The sequence below is a fragment of the Phytoamicus setariae genome (genome assembly GCF_016722925.1).
Classification (GTDB): Bacteria; Pseudomonadota; Alphaproteobacteria; order Rhizobiales; family Rhizobiaceae; genus Rhizobium_E; species Rhizobium_E setariae.
On record NZ_JAEQNC010000014.1, the window covers coordinates 1 to 16,746 of the forward strand.

Below are 16,746 nucleotides of genomic sequence, written 5' to 3' on the forward strand. Positions count from 1 at the left end.
TAGAACCTCCGTTCTGTGTCGCGCATAAAATAGCGGTCCAAGCACGGAGGTCTCTCAACTACGATGTAGAACACGTCCAGTCCTCCACCGTAGGTGGAGGTTTACTTACTTCATAAAAAAGGCGGGCCCGAAGACCCGCCTTGCTGACTGCATCGTCGCGCGTGCTTACTTGGAAGCTTCCTCGGTGATTTCCATCGTGAAGGCGCCTTCCGGCTTCTTGGTGATGATCTTCTGATCCAGCAGCGCCTTTTCGGTGCGCTCGTAGAGCGCCTTGTCAAGCTTGCCGTCCGGCTCGCCGATCAGCTTGGCGACTTCGCCCATCATGCGCTTCTGGTGGTTTTCGTCCTGGCCGCCATTTTCCATGACGATGCCAGCGGCTTCATCCGGATTGTCGATCGCGTACTTCCAGCCCTTCATCGAAGCCTTGACGAACTTGACCATGTTAGCCTTGAACGCTGGGTCCTTCAGCTTGTCTTCCATGGCATAGAGGCCGTCTTCCATCAGGTCGTTGCCCATCGCCGAATAGTTGAAGACGGTCAGATCTTCCGGCTTGTAGCCGGCGTCGATCAGCTGCCAGTATTCGTTGTAGGTCATGACTGAGATACAGTCGGCCTGCTTCTGGATCAGCGGCTGGACGTCGAAGCTCTGCTTGAGGACGGTTACGCCATCGGCGCCGCCATCGGTCTTCAGCCCGAGCTTGTTCATCCAGGCGAAGAAGGGATACTCGTTGCCGTAGAACCAGACGCCGAGTGTCTTGCCCTTGAAATCGGCCTCGCTCTTGACCGGACCGTCCTTCGGGCAGACCAGCTCCATGCCGGCCTTCTTGTAGGGCTGGGCTATGTTGACGAGGCCAACGCCCTTTTCGCGGGCTGCGAGCGCACCGCCCGCCCAGTCGACGATCACGTCGGCGCCGCCGCCGGCGATGACCTGTTCAGGCGCGATATCCGGGCCGCCCGGCTTGATTTCGACATCAAGGCCTTCTTCTTCATAGAAGCCCTTGTCCTTGGCGACGAAATAGCCAGCGAACTGAGACTGGGCGACCCATTTCAATTGCAGGGTCACCTTGTCGGCCGCAAGCGCGCTTCCGGCCATCAGCGACATAGCGAGAGCAACAGTCATTTTCATTGCATTTTTCATGCTTTAGTTCCCCTTTGTTGCGGCCCCGCCCGACTAGCGGTAGGACGGATGCCAGAATGTCGTAACGCGTTCGAGAAGTGCGAGCGCGCCATAGAACAACGACCCGACAACGGCTGCAAGGGCTATTTCGGCCCACACCATGTCGAGATTCATCCGACCCACTTCGGTCGAGATTCGAAAGCCCATACCGACGATCGGCGTTCCGAAGAACTCCGAAACGAGTGCACCAATCAGGGCAAGAGTTGAGTTGATCTTAAGGGCGTTGAAGACAAACGGCATGGCTGCCGGAAGCCTGAGTTTGAACAGTGTCTGCCAGTGGCTTGAGCCGTAGGTGCGCATCAGGTCGCGCTCCATATGGCCGGCGCTTTTCAGTCCTTCGATGGTGTTCACCAGCATTGGGAAGAAGGTCATGATGATGACGACGGCAGCCTTGGACTGCCAGTCGAAGCCGAACCAGATGACCATGACCGGCGCGACCCCGATGATCGGCAGTGCCGAGACGAGATTGCCGATGGGAAGCAGGCCGTTCGACAGGAACCGAAAGCGGTCGGCCAGGATCGCGACGACGAATCCCGCGCCGGAGCCGACAACAAAGCCAAAGATCATCGCCTTGAGCACCGTCTGGCGGAAATCTGCGGCCAAGATCGGCAGAGAGGTCATGATCTTGGCGCCGATCGCCGAGGGTGGTGGAAGCAGCACGAAGGGAATGCCCGCGCCGCGGGTAATCGCTTCCCAGAGGATGAGTATCCACAGTCCGAACAGCGTCGGGACCAGCACCCTGCCGACGAGAACGTTGCCCGAGCGTCTGGAACCGTCTCCCGAAAGCACGGTGACCAAACGCCAGGCCATCAGCCAGCAAGCGGCGAGCGCTGCAAAGAAGCCCTTGCTTGCCGTGCCCTCGGCGCCGGAGATCGTTCCGATCAGCAGGAACACTGCAACATGTGTGAGCGCCGCAAAGAGGAAGATCGACGATGGTTTGGATCCGCCCGTACAGGATGCAAGGGCGGCGGCTGCGATCAGCATGACGATGACGACTGTCACCGATGTCGTCGCGGCTGCCGTGAAGGGAAGGTTGAAGACGCTGAGCACCAGCGCGATGAAGGCCAGGACTGCCTGCCAGTTTGGTTTGAAACGCATCATTCCGGCCTCCCGCCCATTCTGGCAGCGACCATGCGGCCGGCGATGTCAACCACCGTCACGAGCATGATGGCGACGACAGAGCCTGCGACCAGTGCCGCCCAGACATCGATTGTCTGGCTGTAATACGAACCCGCGAGCAGCTTGGAGCCGATGCCGGCGACTGCGCCCGTCGGTAATTCGCCGACGATGGCGCCTACGAGGCTTGCGGCAACCGCCACCTTGATCGAGGTGAAGAAGAATGGCACCGATGCCGGCAGCCGGAGCTTCCAGAAAGTCTGCGCCTTGGTGGCGTGGTAGGTGTGCACGAGGTCCAGATGCATCGGATCGGGCGAGCGCAAGCCCTTGACCATGCCGACCGCGACCGGGAAGAACGAGAGATAGGTTGAGATCAGCGCTTTCGGCAGGATGCCGGTTACATTGACCGCTGCCAGAACGACCACGATCATCGGTGCGATCGCCAGGATAGGGATGGTCTGGGAGGCGATGATCCATGGCAGGAACGAACGCTCCAGCGCTGGAATATGGACGATGCCAACGGCGATCAACACGCCGAGCACGGTGCCCATTGCAAATCCCAGCAATGTCGACGAAAGCGTCACCCACGAATGATAGACGAGGCTACGGTTGGACCACGGCTTGACCGTGAATACGTATTTGTAGAGGTTTTCCGCCACCTGATGCGGGGCCGGCATCGTCGGTTTCGGCTGCGACCAGGTCTTGGCGACCAACTCGGTGAACGTCGATGTCACCCCGTCGCGCTTGTCTTGATCGCGCTGGAAGGGCGCATTCATGAAGATTGCGGCCAGATACCATGCAATGAGAATGAGCACCGAGATTGTCAGTACCGGTACGACCTTGTCTGATGTCTTGGAGGTGCCTGCCATCTCAGGCGCTCCCTGTCGAAGGCCACATCATCAGCACCATGGCCGCAACGCCGAGCACGAGCCCGCCGACCTGCAGGCTGGACAGCCGCTCGCCATAGAAGCTGAAGGCGATGAGGTTGACGAGAATGAGCTGGGTGATAGCCGAAATGGAAATAGCCAGCCCAAGTCCCCCTTCGCGCATCAGTTTCAGCATGATCAGGTTTCCTGTGACATAGAGGCACATGGAAAACACCACCCACAGCACGTTGTTGGTGCTGACATAGGCGCGTGAGGAGGTCGCGGCTGCCATGAAGATCGCCGACGAGGTGAGCAGCCAGACGATAAAACCCAGTTTCATAATGCACTCCAAGCCGCTTTGTGCGGCGCTTTTTCAATGTTCTTCATAGCTGTGTCCCGCCCGCAGGCCTTCGCGAACGCGGTGGGCGATCTTGAGGAACTCGGCACTTTCACGGATTTCCAGCGGCCGCTCGCGGGGAAGCGTGGATTCGATGACATCGGTCACGCGGCCCGGACGCGGGCTCATCACGACGATCTTGGTGGAGAGATAGACGGCTTCCGGAATGGAGTGCGTGACGAAACAGATCGTCTTGTTGGTCCGTTCCCAGAGTTTCAGCAGCTGTTCGTTGAGGTGGTCGCGGACGATTTCGTCGAGCGCGCCGAATGGTTCGTCCATCAGCAGCAGATCGGCATCGAAGGCAAGCGCGCGGGCAATCGAGGCGCGCTGCTGCATGCCGCCGGAAAGTTGCCACGGGTATTTCTTGCCGAAGCCCGACAAGTTGACGAGATCGAGGGTCCGCTCGATGCGCGCCTTTTGCTCGCTGGCGGGATAGCCCATGATTTCTAGCGGCAGAGCGATGTTCTTCTCGATGGTGCGCCAGGGATAGAGGGCGGCCGCCTGGAACACGTAGCCGTAGGCGCCCTTGCGGCGCGCCTGGTCCGGCGTCATGCCGTTGACGAGGATCGTGCCCGATGTCGGCTTTTCCAGATCGGCGATCGTGCGCAGGAATGTCGTCTTGCCGCAACCGGAGGGGCCGATGAAGGAGACGAAATCACCCCTGCGGATATCCAGATTGACGTCGGTGAGCGCGGTTACCGGCCCGTCGCTGGTGTGGAAAGTCAGGCCTAGATTGCACGCCGAAACGACGGATTCATTGGTGTTTGACATATTTACCCAGTTTCACTCTGATATGTTCCCCACGGGCGGTTGATCCGTCCTGTGATGATTGTCCCGGTTCGAGGATTGTCGCTATGTCATCATCCCCTTTTCCCGATTGCAAGCTGATCCGGCCCGCTGTCCCCTACGATGGCAAGCAGGGGTTCACCTATCTCGAAGGTATTTCTCGGCAATCTGTCGGCGCCAATGCGCTCTGCATGATGCTGTTGACCATACCGCCCGGCGGGCGGGCGAAACCGCATCTGCATGAGGCGCATGAAACGGCGATCTTCATCCTGTCGGGCGAAGCCGAAGCCTATTACGGTGCGCGGCTCGAGCACAGCGTCGTCACCCGGGCGGGCGACATGTTCTACATCCCGGCCGGCATCCCGCATTTCGCGGTCAACCGGTCGGCGACAGAGCCCTGCAGCGCCGTGATAGCGCGCACGGACCCCAACGAGCAGGAGAGCGTGGTGCTGCTGCCGGAACTGGAGGGGCTGGTGGAGTGAGACTCCGCGATCAAAATTACCCCCCTCAGCCCTGCCGGGCATCTCCCCCCCAGGGGGGGAGATTGTTGGTGCCATACGCGACGTCTTGCTACGGGCTTTCTCAATCCTTCGGACAGGATTTCGAGCTGATGCAATGTCGGGGCCAAAAATAGCCGATCTCCCCCCTTGAGGGGGAGATGTCGCGAAGCGACAGAGGGGGGTGTTTCGGACCACGCCAAACTTCAAGCGATCACACCCCGCTGGCCGGTATGCCAGAGCGCTGGACCTTGCGCGGTGCGGTGACTTCCTTCCATTTGGTCAGCGCCGAGGATACCGCCGGGAAGGGCTCGCGGGCGATGAACTGGCCGTGGCCCTCGCGGGTCTTGATGGTGGTTTCCTCTATGGCGACATGGCCACGTGTCAGCGTGTAGCGCGGCAGGCCGGTGACGGCCTTGCCCTCGAAGACGTTGTAGTCGATCGCCGACTGCTGGCTGGCAGCCGAGATCGTCTTGGAACGCTTCGGATCCCACACCACGATGTCGGCATCGGCGCCGACCAGGATCGCGCCCTTGCGGGGATAGATGTTGAGGATCTTGGCAATGTTGGTCGAGGTGACCGCGACGAACTCGTTCATGGTGATGCGGCCGGTCGCGACGCCATAGGTCCACAACATCGGCATGCGGTCTTCAAGCCCGCCGGTGCCGTTGGGGATCTTGGTGAAATCGCCGACGCCGGTGCGCTTCTGCGCCGTGGTAAATGCGCAATGGTCGGTTGCCACCACCTGCAGCGAGCCGGATTGCAGGCCGGCCCAGAGGCTGTCCTGATGCAGCTTGTTGCGGAACGGCGGGCTCATGACGCGGCGGGCGGCGTGATCCCAATCCGGGTTGGCATATTCGCTGTCGTCGAGCGTCAGGTGCTGGATGAGCGGTTCGCCATAGACACGCATGCCGTTTTGGCGGGCGCGGCGGATCGCTTCATGGGCCTGTTCGCAGGAGGTGTGCACGACATAGAGCGGTGCGCCGACGGCGTTGGCAATGATGATCGCCCGGTTGGTCGCTTCGCCTTCGAGTTCGGCGGGGCGGGAATAGGCATGCGCCTCGGGGCCGTTGTTGCCTTCGGCAAGCAGCTTTGCCTGCATCTGGGCGACGACGTCACCGTTTTCGGCGTGCACCAGCGGAAGTGCGCCAAGGGCTGCGCAGCGCTGGAAGGACGAGAACATCTCGTCGTCGTCGACCATCAGCGCGCCCTTGTAGGCCATGAAGTGCTTGAAGGTGTTGATACCCTTCTCCTTGACGACGATCTCCATCTCGTCGAACACCTGTTCGCCCCACCAGGTGATGGCCATATGGAACGAATAGTCGGCGTTGGCGCGGGTGGACTTGTTGTCCCACATCTGCAGCGCCTCGAGCAGCGACTGGCCGGGTGAGGGCAGGCAGAAATCCACCACCATGGTCGTGCCGCCGGCCAGACCGGCGCGCGTGCCGCTTTCGAAATCGTCGGAGGAATAGGTGCCCATGAACGGCATTTCGAGATGCACGTGCGGATCGATGCCGCCGGGCATGACATAACAGCCCGTCGCATCCAGCGTCTCGTCGCCGGAAAGGTTGGGACCGATCTCGACGATCCTGCCGCCGTCGATCTTCACATCGGCCTTGTAGGTCAGGTCGGCGGTAACGATGGTGCCGCCCTTGATGACTGTGGTCATTTCCAAACTCCCCGTTATTCTTTGCATATCCGCTGTGGGCGAGCCACCAGACGGACTAAGCGTCTAAAGTTTATTCCTCATCTGTGAGGAAATGGCGGGCAGCCTCCAGAGCCATGTCATGATCCTGCTGGAAGCTAGGGTGGCGCTTCTCCAATGCGCATTCAAGATTCCAAAGTGCGCGTCGTTCAGCGCTGCTTGCCTTCTTCTCGTCGTAAAGAAAATTCGGCAACCATTGGAGGAGAGCAGACAGGACAACGATTTCTGCTGCAGTTAGATCCGGTATCGCCTCGATTTTTCGGATCACTCCACGATCCCCGCCGTCTCCACCACTGCCCTAAGCAGCACGTCGGCGCCGGCGCTTGCCCATTCCTTGGAAATCTCCTCCGCCTCGTTGTGGCTGAGGCCGCCGACGCAGGGGCACATGATCATGGTGGTGGGAGCCACTTTGGCGGCCCAGCAGGCATCGTGGCCGGCGCCGGAAATCAGGTTCATGTGGGAGTAACCGAGGTCTTCGGCGGCCTTGCGGACAGCCGAGACGAGTGTCGGATCGAAGGTCACAGGATCGAAATGGCCGACGGCCTCGACAGAGTAGCCGACACCGAGTGCCTCACAGATCGCGGTCGCTTCCTTCTCGATGCGGGCGCGCATGCCGTCGAGCTTGGTCTGGTCCGGCGAACGGATGTCGACCGTGAACACCACTTTGCCCGGCAGCACGTTGCGCGAATTCGGCGAGAAAAACACCTGGCCGACGCCGCCCACGGCGCCCGGCTGGTTTTCCATCGCCACGCCCTGCACCATTTCCACGATCCGCGCCATCGCGAGACCGGCATTGACGCGCAGGTTCATCGGCGTCGAACCGGTATGTGCCTCGCGGCCAGTCAGCGTGAATTCCAGCCACCAGAGGCCCTGACAATGGGTGACGACGCCGATCTGCTTGTCCTCGGCTTCGAGGATCGGCCCTTGTTCGATATGGTACTCGAAATAGGCGTGCATCTTGCGGGCACCAACCTCCTCGTCGCCCTGCCAGCCGATGCGCTTGAGTTCCTCGCCGAACTGCTTGCCCTCGGGATCCTTGCGGTCATAGGCAAAATCGAGCGAGTGAACGCCGGCAAACACGCCGGAGGCCAGCATGGCGGGCGCAAAACGCGCGCCTTCCTCGTTGGTCCAGTTGGTGACGACGATCGGGTGCCTGGTCTTGATACCGAGGTCGTTCATGGTGCGCACGACCTCCAGGCCGGCGAGAACGCCCAGTACGCCATCGTATTTGCCGCCGGTCGGCTGCGTGTCGAGATGCGAGCCGATATGGACGGGTAGGGCATCGGGATCGGTGCCGGGTCGTGTTGCGAACATGTTGCCGATCTTGTCGACGCCCATCGTCAACCCGGCATTATCGCACCATGACTTGAAGAGCTTGCGGCCTTCGCCGTCCTCGTCGGTCAGCGTCTGGCGATTGTTGCCTCCGGCAATGCCGGGGCCGATCTTTGCCATATCCATCAGCGAATCCCAAAGGCGGTCGCCGTTGATGCGCATATTTTCGCCGGGTGCAGTCATGATCATTCTCCCATGCAAGACACTTGCAATGCTGGCGCATGGCAATCCCATGCGCATATTGTTCCCCACGATCACCGGGTTGTTGTTTTTCTTGTTTCCCGAAATGGACAGTTGCGTTCTTAGGGCGTTTTGTCCAATAGTTTGACCGTTTGGTAAACATTGCAATTTCTGACGCCGCACTCAAGTCGAAAAAGAAAAGATACTTACATTTTTCGGACAGGGGTGAAGACGGGAGCATCCGATTTCATGGCGATACCCAGGGCAGCACGGACACAGCGGCGAACCCGCATCCAGGAAGAGAAGGAAGAGAAGATTCTCGAGGCTGCCCTCGATGTGTTTTCCATGCATGGTTTCCGGGGGGCGACCATAGACCAGATCGCCGAAGTTGCCGGCATGTCCAAGCCGAACCTGCTCTATTATTTCCGGACAAAGGAGGCAATGCACCGGGCGCTGATCGAGCGCGTGCTGGATACCTGGCTCGATCCGCTGAGGGAATTCGACGCTGAGGGCAACCCGGAAACGGAGATACGCTCCTACATCCGGCGCAAGCTGGAAATGGCACGCGACTTTCCCCGCGAAAGCCGGCTGTTTGCCAATGAAGTGCTGCGCGGCGCCCCGTTGATTGAAGGCGATCTCAAGGGGCCGCTAAAGCAACTCGTCGACGAGAAGGCCGAAGTCATCCGCGCCTGGGCCAAGGCCGGCAAGATTGCCAAATGCGATCCGTACCACCTGATCTTTTCGATCTGGTCGACCACCCAGCATTATGCCGACTTCGATGTGCAGGTCCGCGCGGTGCTGGGGCAGGAGAATGCAGGTGACGGGCGTTTCGAGGATGCCGCTCGCTATCTCGAACAGTTGTTTATCGGCGGACTTGCCATCTCCAAATGAATGGAGGCGGATCGACGATCCGCCTCAGCGAATTGGCATGTCGAAAACCCTCGTGCGTCATGGTCGGGCTTGACCCGACCATCCATAATCCCTTGATGGGTATGGATCCTCGGCTCAAGGCCGAGGATGACGCCGAATGTGTTGCAAGGTTTGTTAACAAGCTGAGACGGTTAGATGATCCGCCCCAGCAGTTGGAAACCCGGAGGCTGCGCTCAGAACTCTTCCCAGTTGTCGTGCGCAATTGCTGCCGATGAAGCGCCGGATGCAACAGCCAGGCGTGGTCTTGCCGTCGGACGCGCGGACGCGACTGGTGTGCTGCGCACGGCGGCGGTTGGTTGGCTGGCGGACCGCATCTGGCGCGACGTTTCCTTGAGCATGGCGATCTGGTTGCCCAGGCGGAAATTGCCGATCAGGCTGTGCAGCTGGGTGCTTTCCTCGGCCAGCGAGATGCCTGCGGCGTTCATTTCCTCGACCATCGCCGCGTTCTGCTGTGTGGCCTGGTCCATGTGGTTGACCGCGGTGTTGACCTCGGCAAGCCCGACGGATTGCTCCTGGGCTGCGGTGGCAATGGCATCCATGTGCTCATTGATGGTCTGAACCAGGGCCTCGATGGCGGTGAGGCCTTCGCCTGTACCGTTGACCAGCTTGACACCTTCTCCCACTGCCGCTGCCGAATTCGAGATCAGCGATTTGATTTCCTTGGCGGCATTGGCGGAGCGTTGCGCCAGTTCGCGCACTTCCTGAGCGACGACCGCAAAGCCCTTGCCCGCATCGCCGGCACGCGCTGCCTCGACGCCCGCGTTGAGGGCGAGAAGGTTGGTCTGGAACGCGATTTCGTCGATCACGCCGATGATCTGGCCAATCTGGCGGGACGATTGTTCGATTTTTTCCATTGCCGAGACTGCATCACGGACGATGGTGCCGGATTGATCGGCCGTCGAACGTGCCGTTTGCGCGACCTGACGGGCTTCGCCGGTGCGCTTGGTGGTGGCAACGACATTGGAGGTGATCTGCTCGAGTGCAGCAGCCGTTTCTTCAAGCGCCGCGGCCTGCTGCTCGGTGCGCTTGGCAAGGTCGGAGGAGGCGTTGGAGATTTCCGCGCTGCCGGAATTGACCGACGATGCCGAACGGCCAACGGCGGTCAGGGCGTCGCGCAACTGCTGGACGGAGGCGTTGAAATCCATCCTGAGCGGCTCGAACTGCTCGGCGAAGCGCTCGGTGATCTCGCAGACCATATCGCCAGCGGCAAGCTGACGGAGGCCCGAGGCGAGGGCGCCAGTCGCCTGTGTCAGGCGCTCCTCGGCTTCTGCTTCGGCGCGGCGTTGCATCTCCACGCGGTCACGTTCGGCCTGTTTGCGGCTTCGCTCAGCCTGATGTTCGAGGTTGCGGTTCTGGATTGCCGCGTCGCGGAACACGCCGACCGAGCGCGCCATGCCACCGATCTCGTCCTTGCGGCCGGTGTATGGAATGGGCTGGTCGGTTTCACCGCCAGCCAGAGAGGTCATCCGGTCACCGATCGAACGAATGAACTGCGACAGCGTATGGGCAACATAGGTGCTGAGCGCGATGGACGCGACGACAACAGCGGCAAGGATGGACAGCAGTGTCACGAGGTGCGCAAATGCTGCGGTCAGCGATGCATCCATGGTGGCTGCGATCCGGTCGCCGGTTTCGTTGAGCAGGCCTGCCACCAGCGTGCGCCGTGCAATATTGGCCGCAACCCACTTTTCAAGTTCGCCAGCCGGGGCCGCATACGTGTCGTTCTTGGCGAAATCGGCACGGAAGCGCTGGATCATCTTGCCTTCTGGTGTTTCCCAGAAGGCGTCGTACCGGGCAAGGATGTCTTGCGACGCGGATTCGCGGAACGGGTGCTCGAATGCATTCGCCATCAGGCTGCCGCTCAGGAACATCGTATAGCCGGATTGGTTCAACTGTCCGGACTGGATGTATTCCACGCCCACCCGGTTGAACACCTGAAAACCGTCGTTGACCTGCATGAATGCGTAGTAGCCGGCAGTGGAGCGCGAGAGCGTGCGGTCCTCGGTCATGACGCCGACGCGCCGCGTAACCTCGGAGCTCGCGCTGGAAATCGGCAGCAGGATCTCCAGGGCCAGGAGCGGCTTTGCCACGCCGGCATCGACAGCACTACGGTACTCCGGCAGTCGGGTGAACTTGGCTTGCAGATTTTCAATCGCCGCATCAAGACCAGTGTCGAGTATGCCGCTCGCCCTGGTCGCTTCATAGGCAGCAAGAATGTCGGCATGGCGTGCGTTCACTTCCTTGCGCCTGGCGATCAGTTCTTCGCCCTTGGCTGCACCTTCGACCGGCATGAGGAGGATAAGTTCGCCGGCGCTGTGGACGATTTCCTGAAGTGCTGCGGCACCCTGTAATGTCGAGTATTCCTTGTAGGCGCTCCAGCTCAGCATGCCGCCGAGAGCGACAATGGCGAGCATCGGAACGATCGCAAGTATGGCGACCATCTTCCGAAAGGACAGATTGGATAGTATTTTCATGAATGCAACTTACCTGTGCGGCGTATTCTGAGCTTAGGATCATTTTTGCTGATTGCGGCTCGAATTCAGTTTCATCGCCGCTCGAGTATCATACTCGAAGCATCGAAGACGGGCGCCTTCGCTGCGCCGGTGGTATCGGGAGATCCACCTGCGACTTCCTTGTCTTCAATTCCGCTAAATAAGTTATGATCGTATTAAATCCCGCCATGCCGCGTGTGGCGAGATATCGGGGGGCATGTGTTCTTATGTTGTTAATCAGGCAATGCTGCCATGATGGCGAGCCCGAGTGCGGTGACGCAGGCGCCGGCAAGCACCGTCAAACTGACCCACCCGTGGCCTAGCACGCCTTCCAGTAGGATGATGAAGCATGGCGTCAGATAGCCATAGGCCAGCACTTTGGACGCTGGCAGCCGCAACGAGGCAAACTGTAGCAGCAGCAGGGTTATGATCGTCGTGACAATGGCCAGATAGGCAATCGCTGCCCAGGCAGAGACCGGCAGGGTGGAAATGCCGGCATGCACGAGCGAGGGCAGCCCGGGCAGAAGAAGCCAGATGCAGGTCGCGGCCACCGTCCAGAAGCTGAATGCAAAAGGATTTTCGCCGCGATTGAGCTTTCGCAGCAGCGGCGCATAGGCGGCGTGACATACGACCCCGATGAAGAAGATCAGTTCGCCCCTGCCGACGTCGAAGGCGAGGATCGCGTCGACATTGCCCCGAAAGATAACCCACACAGCACCGACAGCTGCAATGACGAGGCTGAGAAGCACGGTGGCGCGCGTCGTCTGCCGCATGGCAAGATAGGCAAAGCCGGCACTGAGCAACGGCATCAGGGTAAACACAGCCCCGGTTGATACCGGATCAGTGAACTCGAGCGCCTTGAACATGGTGAACATGTAGATGGCCATCAGGCCTCCCAGAAGCACGAAGCGCCACGGCGCCTGGGGCAGCTGCAAGGGCACTTTGAGGACCAGCGAGCCGAACAGGCCCATTGCGATGACGCTTGCGATGTAGCGTAGCGCATTGATGGTTTCGGCGGATGCCGCCGCCGTTGCCAGCTTGCCGAAAGAAAACGAGCCGGCGATCAGGAAGGCAAACAGGAGCATCGCCAGATGTGCTCTCAACTTCTCGTGGCCGGTTGCATACTGATGGTGGCTTGGTTTGGAACTGCTTGCTTGCTGCTTCAAGGACGGCCTGCTTTTCAACTCATCGGGTGTGCTGTCGTGTGCCAGCCGATACATAAACGAATAGCGGCTTCTAGCACGGCATAAGGTGTTGTGCAGCCTGCAAGGCTCGGCAATCTACATTGTTCCTTTTCAGAATCATTACTTTAGAATATAATTACAATCAGTTTCCGGGTCGCCGGGAACATCTTTGACTTGGAGGACAGCATGGACATTTCTGCACTCATCGCTGAACTCATCGGCGGTATCGTAGGGGGAACCGCAGGTGGAAAAATCATCAAGGATTCGGATCTCGGCAGCATAGGTAACCTGATCACCGGCGCAATCGGCGGTTTGGGTGGGGGTACTATCCTTAGCTCAATCCTGGGGCAGGCTGCGGCAACCACCGCGACTGCAGGATCGATGGACATCGGCGCCCTTGTCAGCCAACTCGTCGGTGGCGGCGTTGGCGGACTGGTTCTTCAGGTGATCGTCGGCCTGATCAAGAACAAGATGATGGCTAGGTAAGGCTCTTGCCGAATGAATTCGCCGTGCCGCCGAATATAGCGGCACGGCTTAATGGGTGACGGACTTCGATAGAAGATTGATGATCAACACGCCGGCGACGATCATGGCAAGGCCGATGATCGCTGCGAGATCCAGCTTCTGGCCAAAAAGCAGCCAGCCCGCCATGGCGACCAGAACGATACCTGCGCCCGACCACACCGCATAGACGATGCCGACAGGCATCGTCCGCGTGACCAGCGACAACAGAAAAAAGGCGACGGTGTATCCGGCTACCGACAGTAGGCTCGGCCAGAGGTTGGTAAAGCCGTCTGTCTTGGCAAGCGCCGATGTTGCGATGACTTCTGCGACGATTGCCGCTGCGAGATACAGGTAAATCATGAAAGCCTCATACCGTCCCGCTCGGTAGGGCGCTAGTCTCCGATCGGCAAATTGTTTCGCGGGTTCGTTCTGCCAGCAAAAACATGCCTTTCGGACAGGGAATTGTGATCTTGCGCGACATGGCCATCGCCCGCTATGCGTTGTGGCCCCGGAGGACACCACGCAGATGAGACTGAAAGTACGGATAGCAGCGCTCTATGAAGGCAAATCCGCGCTGGCCCATCGCTTCCGTTACATGCTCTTGTGCATCGATGTCCTGTCGGTGCTGTTTCTCGTCGTGAGCACCTTCTTTCTCGATCAGGTCTGGGTGAAATGGGTCGATGTCGCGTTCGGCATCTATATGGCTCTCGATTATCTGGCGCGGTTCTGGATCGCCGGGCGAAAGACCTCGTTCGTCATTCATCCCCTCAACATCACCGATCTCGTCGCCACTATTTCGTTCCTGGCGCCTCTGATGGGGGGAGGTTTCTCGTTCCTGCGCAGCCTTCGCATCCTGCGCCTGCTCCGCTCGCCCAGGGTGCAGGCCAAGCTCGGTCAGGACTTTCCAGCCTTCCGGCAGCACCAGGACATCGTGCTGAGCGCTGCCAATCTCGTCATATTCCTATTCGTGATGACCGAACTGGTGTTCGTCACGCAGGTGGGCATCAATCCGCATGTCAATAACTTCCTTGATGCGATGTACTTCACTGTGACGACGCTGACCACGACCGGGTTCGGCGATATCACCTTGATAGGCGAACTCGGCAGATTGCTGTCCATCCTCATCATGGTGTTCGGGGTGTCGCTGTTTCTGAGGCTAATCCAGACGATGTTCAGGCCTTCGAAAGTTCGTTACACGTGCCAGCAATGCGGCCTGTTCCTGCACGAAGCAGATGCTGTTCACTGCAAGCACTGCGGTGCGGTTCTGAACATTCCCTCGGACGGGAGCGTGTAGATCGGGCGGAGCGAAGCTCGTGGCAATCGACTTCAAACGAAACTCCAGACATTCCGGACCGCATGCCTGACATCACGTCCCTGACAAGCGCCGTCGAAGCGGCTCTTCCCACGCAATCGATCGGCCTACTGTTCGCTCTGCTGCTGACGTTGTTCGTAGCGGGCCTGGCGCGCGGATTTTCCGGTTTTGGTGCGGCGTTGATCTTCATTCCGATCGGCAGTGCGCTGGCGGGGCCGGGCGTCGCAAGTCCGCTGCTGTTGATAATCGACACGGTAGCAGCGGCGACGCTCTTACCGAACGCGGCCGCCAAGGCCGACAAGAAGGATGTTACGGCAATGTCCTTCGGCGCACTTCTCACAGTTCCGTTGGGCGCGGCGGCGCTGGTCTATGTCGATCCGGTCTCGGTGCGATGGGCCATCTCCATCACAGCCATTTTCTTCCTGTGTTTTCTGATTTCCGGCTGGCGCTTCAGAGGCCCTCCGTCCGCATTCGCCGCTGTTTTGGTAGGAGCCACGGCCGGCCTGTTCAGCGGCGCAGCGCAGCTTGGAGGGCCGCCGGTCGTGGCATACTGGCTTGGCGGTCGCGCCAACATCGCCACGGTGCGGGCCAACATCGTTCTCTACTTTGCTGTCTCGTCGCTTTTTACCATAGTGAGTTACGTCATCGCCCAGTTGATAACCGCGCAGGTCTTGCTGCTGGCACTCGTCAGCGCGCCGTTTTACGCCGCTGGACTTTATCTCGGGGCCAAATCCTTTGGGCTTGCCAGCGAAAGGACCTTTCGCATGGCATCCTATACTCTGATCGGCATTGCCGCAGTTGCGAGCCTTCCGCTTGCAGACCACTTGCTGCGGTGACTATTCAGCCGGATCCGGCTGCCAGAGATCGATCCGGTTCCCCTCCGGATCGTAGAGCGTGGCGAACCTGCCATTCGGATAGACTTCGGGATCGATGGTAACCTCTATACCTGCATTTCGAAGCTGTTCGACCATCCGCTCCAGATCCCGGACGCGGAAATTGATCGCCCAGTTCTTGTCCGGCGAGCCGAAATAATCCGATTGCTGTTGGAACGGAGCGAAAACCGTGATTCCGGCGGTTTGGCGCCAGACTGGGCCGTCATAGTCCTGGGCTGCCGGATTGATACCCAGATGGGTAAAATACCAGTCGCCCAAACCTTGCGGATCGCGAGCTCTGAAGAACAAGCCTCCAATGCCGGTGATTCGTTCCAAAGCAAAGTCCTCGCGCCGTCTATCCCACCAAACTTTGTTGCAACTTGATACCAAGTGTGCACTGCCGCGTTCTTGCAAAAGACGCGAACACGACTACATTAATACCATGTTCAACGTAACGAAAGGAAGGTGATCCAATGTCTAATGAGTTTTCGGTACTCGTGTACGGCATGGGAGTTCAGGTGAAGATTGCGAGGCAGCCCTCGCTCTGACCAGCCTTCCTCGGGTCGTTGGAGGCCCACGCCTGCAAGAGGCCAAAATTCATGAAGGGTCGCCCACAGGCGGCCCTTTTTGCTATGCTGAGACAGGCTCAGCAGCGCGCTTCACATGAATGCCATTTTGATGTATATCAAAAATACATATCAAAATGGAGTGCGACATGGATACGGCGAAAGTTTTCTGGACCGGTCGTTCGCAGGCGGTTCGGTTGCCCAAGGAGTATCGGCTGGCTGTTGATGAAGTCCGGGTGCGAAAACACGGCAATGCCGTGATCTTGGAGCCTATCCCTGACGGTTGGAGTTGGCTCGACAACATTGTCGGTCTGGTCGATGAGGATTTCATTGCTGGCGTTGAAGAGCAGGAAATTGCATCCGACAAACCCGAACTCGATTTCTTCAAATGAAGTTTCTGCTCGACAGCAATGCGGTTATCGCGATCCTGAAGGGAAATTCCACTTTTCATGCCAGGTTGACACAACACCGTCCGATCAATTTCGCGATTCCATCTATTGTCATGCACGAACTCTATTGCGGTGCCTACAAATCAGAACGGCGAAAGGAGAATCTGGCGCGTCTCGCTCAGATACAGTTTCCGGTGCTGGAATTTGATCACGAAGATGCCATCGCGGCGGGAGAAATTCGCGCTGCGCTCACGTCAAGAGGTCAGCCGATTGGCGCCTACGATGTCTTGATTGCCGGCCAGGCATGTTGCCGGAAATTGACGCTGATCAGTCGCAATGTCCGGGAATTCTCTCGAATAGAAGAGTTGTCGCTCGAGAATTGGGAGGATTGAGCCAGCCCGGCCGGGAGCGTTTCCAGTCCGGCAGCGTGGCCTGCCGCCGT

General features: G+C 59.2%; 19 protein-coding genes. 7 read left to right on the top strand and 12 right to left on the bottom strand.

What is annotated here, in order from left to right; translation table 11 throughout:
• Positions 1 to 165: 165 nt before the first annotated feature.
• From JJB09_RS21065 to JJB09_RS21085, 5 genes are read right to left on the bottom strand one after another with little or no spacing between them, the layout of a single operon-like run.
• On the bottom strand, positions 166 to 1,125 hold the full coding sequence (locus JJB09_RS21065; protein ID WP_425523754.1) for an ABC transporter substrate-binding protein: 960 nt from the start codon (positions 1,123 to 1,125) through the stop codon (positions 166 to 168).
• A 45-nt stretch (positions 1,126 to 1,170) separates the two neighbouring features.
• Positions 1,171 to 2,277: an ABC transporter permease gene (locus JJB09_RS21070; RefSeq protein WP_201663061.1), complete on the bottom strand. Its 1,107-nt coding sequence runs from the start codon at positions 2,275 to 2,277 to the stop codon at positions 1,171 to 1,173.
• Complete coding sequence (locus JJB09_RS21075) at positions 2,274 to 3,161, bottom strand: ABC transporter permease (RefSeq protein WP_201663062.1); 888 nt, start codon at positions 3,159 to 3,161, stop codon at positions 2,274 to 2,276. Before JJB09_RS21075 ends, JJB09_RS21070 begins: the two co-directional genes overlap by 4 nt.
• 1 nt (position 3,162) lies before the next feature.
• On the bottom strand, positions 3,163 to 3,498 hold the full coding sequence (locus JJB09_RS21080; RefSeq protein ID WP_201663063.1) for a hypothetical protein: 336 nt from the start codon (positions 3,496 to 3,498) through the stop codon (positions 3,163 to 3,165).
• A gap of 33 nt (positions 3,499 to 3,531) precedes the next feature.
• Positions 3,532 to 4,326 carry an ABC transporter ATP-binding protein gene (locus JJB09_RS21085; RefSeq protein WP_201663064.1) on the bottom strand — a complete coding sequence of 265 codons (795 nt, stop codon included), beginning with the start codon at positions 4,324 to 4,326 and terminating at the stop codon, positions 3,532 to 3,534.
• Between the two features lie 83 nt (positions 4,327 to 4,409).
• On the opposite strand from JJB09_RS21085, the gene JJB09_RS21090 reads away from it, so the two are divergent.
• Positions 4,410 to 4,823 (top strand): cupin domain-containing protein, encoded by a 414-nt coding sequence (locus tag JJB09_RS21090; RefSeq protein WP_201663065.1) that lies wholly within the window; start codon positions 4,410 to 4,412, stop codon positions 4,821 to 4,823.
• A gap of 229 nt (positions 4,824 to 5,052) precedes the next feature.
• Here JJB09_RS21090 and hydA read toward each other — a convergent pair whose 3' ends face one another.
• The 3 genes from hydA to JJB09_RS21105 form a co-directional block, all read right to left on the bottom strand.
• A complete protein-coding gene (gene hydA / locus JJB09_RS21095; RefSeq protein WP_201663066.1) occupies positions 5,053 to 6,507 on the bottom strand; it encodes a dihydropyrimidinase in 1,455 nt (484 codons plus the stop codon).
• A gap of 70 nt (positions 6,508 to 6,577) precedes the next feature.
• Complete coding sequence (locus tag JJB09_RS21100) at positions 6,578 to 6,811, bottom strand: hypothetical protein (protein ID WP_201663067.1); 234 nt, start codon at positions 6,809 to 6,811, stop codon at positions 6,578 to 6,580.
• Positions 6,808 to 8,058, bottom strand: a complete 1,251-nt coding sequence (locus JJB09_RS21105) for a Zn-dependent hydrolase (RefSeq protein WP_201663068.1) — start codon at positions 8,056 to 8,058, stop codon at positions 6,808 to 6,810. The genes JJB09_RS21100 and JJB09_RS21105 overlap by 4 nt, the downstream gene beginning before the upstream one ends.
• Positions 8,059 to 8,304: 246 nt before the next feature.
• On the opposite strand from JJB09_RS21105, the gene JJB09_RS21110 reads away from it, so the two are divergent.
• Complete coding sequence (locus JJB09_RS21110) at positions 8,305 to 8,946, top strand: TetR family transcriptional regulator C-terminal domain-containing protein (protein WP_201663069.1); 642 nt, start codon at positions 8,305 to 8,307, stop codon at positions 8,944 to 8,946.
• A 212-nt stretch (positions 8,947 to 9,158) separates the two neighbouring features.
• On the opposite strand, the gene JJB09_RS21115 is transcribed toward JJB09_RS21110, so the two are convergent.
• Both JJB09_RS21115 and JJB09_RS21120 read right to left on the bottom strand, forming a co-directional pair.
• The gene (locus JJB09_RS21115; protein ID WP_201663070.1) at positions 9,159 to 11,459 is read right to left on the bottom strand and encodes a methyl-accepting chemotaxis protein; all 2,301 of its coding nucleotides are present in this window, start codon (positions 11,457 to 11,459) and stop codon (positions 9,159 to 9,161) included.
• 251 nt (positions 11,460 to 11,710) lie between these two features.
• Positions 11,711 to 12,643 carry a DMT family transporter gene (locus JJB09_RS21120; protein ID WP_246748866.1) on the bottom strand — a complete coding sequence of 311 codons (933 nt, stop codon included), beginning with the start codon at positions 12,641 to 12,643 and terminating at the stop codon, positions 11,711 to 11,713.
• 204 nt (positions 12,644 to 12,847) lie between these two features.
• Between JJB09_RS21120 and JJB09_RS21125 the strand changes: the two genes are divergently transcribed.
• Entirely contained in the window at positions 12,848 to 13,147 is a 300-nt protein-coding gene (locus JJB09_RS21125; protein WP_201663071.1) for a hypothetical protein, read from the top strand.
• 48 nt (positions 13,148 to 13,195) lie between these two features.
• Here JJB09_RS21125 and JJB09_RS21130 read toward each other — a convergent pair whose 3' ends face one another.
• Positions 13,196 to 13,525, bottom strand: a complete 330-nt coding sequence (locus JJB09_RS21130; protein WP_201663072.1) for a DMT family transporter — start codon at positions 13,523 to 13,525, stop codon at positions 13,196 to 13,198.
• 166 nt (positions 13,526 to 13,691) lie between these two features.
• On the opposite strand from JJB09_RS21130, the gene JJB09_RS21135 reads away from it, so the two are divergent.
• The gene (locus JJB09_RS21135; RefSeq protein WP_201663073.1) at positions 13,692 to 14,459 is read left to right on the top strand and encodes a potassium channel family protein; all 768 of its coding nucleotides are present in this window, start codon (positions 13,692 to 13,694) and stop codon (positions 14,457 to 14,459) included.
• Positions 14,460 to 14,521: 62 nt separating this feature from the next.
• Positions 14,522 to 15,313 (top strand): sulfite exporter TauE/SafE family protein, encoded by a 792-nt coding sequence (locus tag JJB09_RS21140; protein WP_201663074.1) that lies wholly within the window; start codon positions 14,522 to 14,524, stop codon positions 15,311 to 15,313.
• On the opposite strand, the gene JJB09_RS21145 is transcribed toward JJB09_RS21140, so the two are convergent.
• The gene (locus tag JJB09_RS21145; RefSeq protein ID WP_201663075.1) at positions 15,314 to 15,685 is read right to left on the bottom strand and encodes a VOC family protein; all 372 of its coding nucleotides are present in this window, start codon (positions 15,683 to 15,685) and stop codon (positions 15,314 to 15,316) included.
• A 379-nt stretch (positions 15,686 to 16,064) separates the two neighbouring features.
• On the opposite strand from JJB09_RS21145, the gene JJB09_RS21150 reads away from it, so the two are divergent.
• Positions 16,065 to 16,307, top strand: coding sequence for an antitoxin (locus JJB09_RS21150; protein ID WP_201663076.1), 243 nt, complete (start codon positions 16,065 to 16,067; stop codon positions 16,305 to 16,307).
• Positions 16,304 to 16,696 carry a type II toxin-antitoxin system VapC family toxin gene (locus JJB09_RS21155; protein ID WP_201663077.1) on the top strand — a complete coding sequence of 131 codons (393 nt, stop codon included), beginning with the start codon at positions 16,304 to 16,306 and terminating at the stop codon, positions 16,694 to 16,696. Before JJB09_RS21150 ends, JJB09_RS21155 begins: the two co-directional genes overlap by 4 nt.
• The last annotated feature ends 50 nt before the right edge of the window (positions 16,697 to 16,746 follow it).

Bases quoted from the DNA above. Each gene is read 5' to 3' on its own strand.
- JJB09_RS21075 (WP_201663062.1), bottom strand. From the start codon at position 3,161: ATGGCAGGCACCTCCAAGACATCAGACAAGGTCGTACCGGTACTGACA.
- JJB09_RS21085 (WP_201663064.1), bottom strand. From the start codon at position 4,326: ATGTCAAACACCAATGAATCCGTCGTTTCGGCGTGCAATCTAGGCCTG.
- JJB09_RS21115 (WP_201663070.1), bottom strand. From the start codon at position 11,459: ATGAAAATACTATCCAATCTGTCCTTTCGGAAGATGGTCGCCATACTT.
- JJB09_RS21135 (WP_201663073.1), top strand. From the start codon at position 13,692: ATGAGACTGAAAGTACGGATAGCAGCGCTCTATGAAGGCAAATCCGCG.
- JJB09_RS21090 (WP_201663065.1), top strand. From the start codon at position 4,410: ATGTCATCATCCCCTTTTCCCGATTGCAAGCTGATCCGGCCCGCTGTC.
- JJB09_RS21080 (WP_201663063.1), bottom strand. From the start codon at position 3,498: ATGAAACTGGGTTTTATCGTCTGGCTGCTCACCTCGTCGGCGATCTTC.
- JJB09_RS21150 (WP_201663076.1), top strand. From the start codon at position 16,065: ATGGATACGGCGAAAGTTTTCTGGACCGGTCGTTCGCAGGCGGTTCGG.
- JJB09_RS21140 (WP_201663074.1), top strand. From the start codon at position 14,522: ATGCCTGACATCACGTCCCTGACAAGCGCCGTCGAAGCGGCTCTTCCC.
- JJB09_RS21155 (WP_201663077.1), top strand. From the start codon at position 16,304: ATGAAGTTTCTGCTCGACAGCAATGCGGTTATCGCGATCCTGAAGGGA.
- JJB09_RS21065 (WP_425523754.1), bottom strand. From the start codon at position 1,125: ATGAAAATGACTGTTGCTCTCGCTATGTCGCTGATGGCCGGAAGCGCG.
- JJB09_RS21125 (WP_201663071.1), top strand. From the start codon at position 12,848: ATGGACATTTCTGCACTCATCGCTGAACTCATCGGCGGTATCGTAGGG.
- JJB09_RS21105 (WP_201663068.1), bottom strand. From the start codon at position 8,058: ATGACTGCACCCGGCGAAAATATGCGCATCAACGGCGACCGCCTTTGG.
- JJB09_RS21110 (WP_201663069.1), top strand. From the start codon at position 8,305: ATGGCGATACCCAGGGCAGCACGGACACAGCGGCGAACCCGCATCCAG.
- JJB09_RS21070 (WP_201663061.1), bottom strand. From the start codon at position 2,277: ATGATGCGTTTCAAACCAAACTGGCAGGCAGTCCTGGCCTTCATCGCG.
- hydA (WP_201663066.1), bottom strand. From the start codon at position 6,507: ATGACCACAGTCATCAAGGGCGGCACCATCGTTACCGCCGACCTGACC.
- JJB09_RS21130 (WP_201663072.1), bottom strand. From the start codon at position 13,525: ATGATTTACCTGTATCTCGCAGCGGCAATCGTCGCAGAAGTCATCGCA.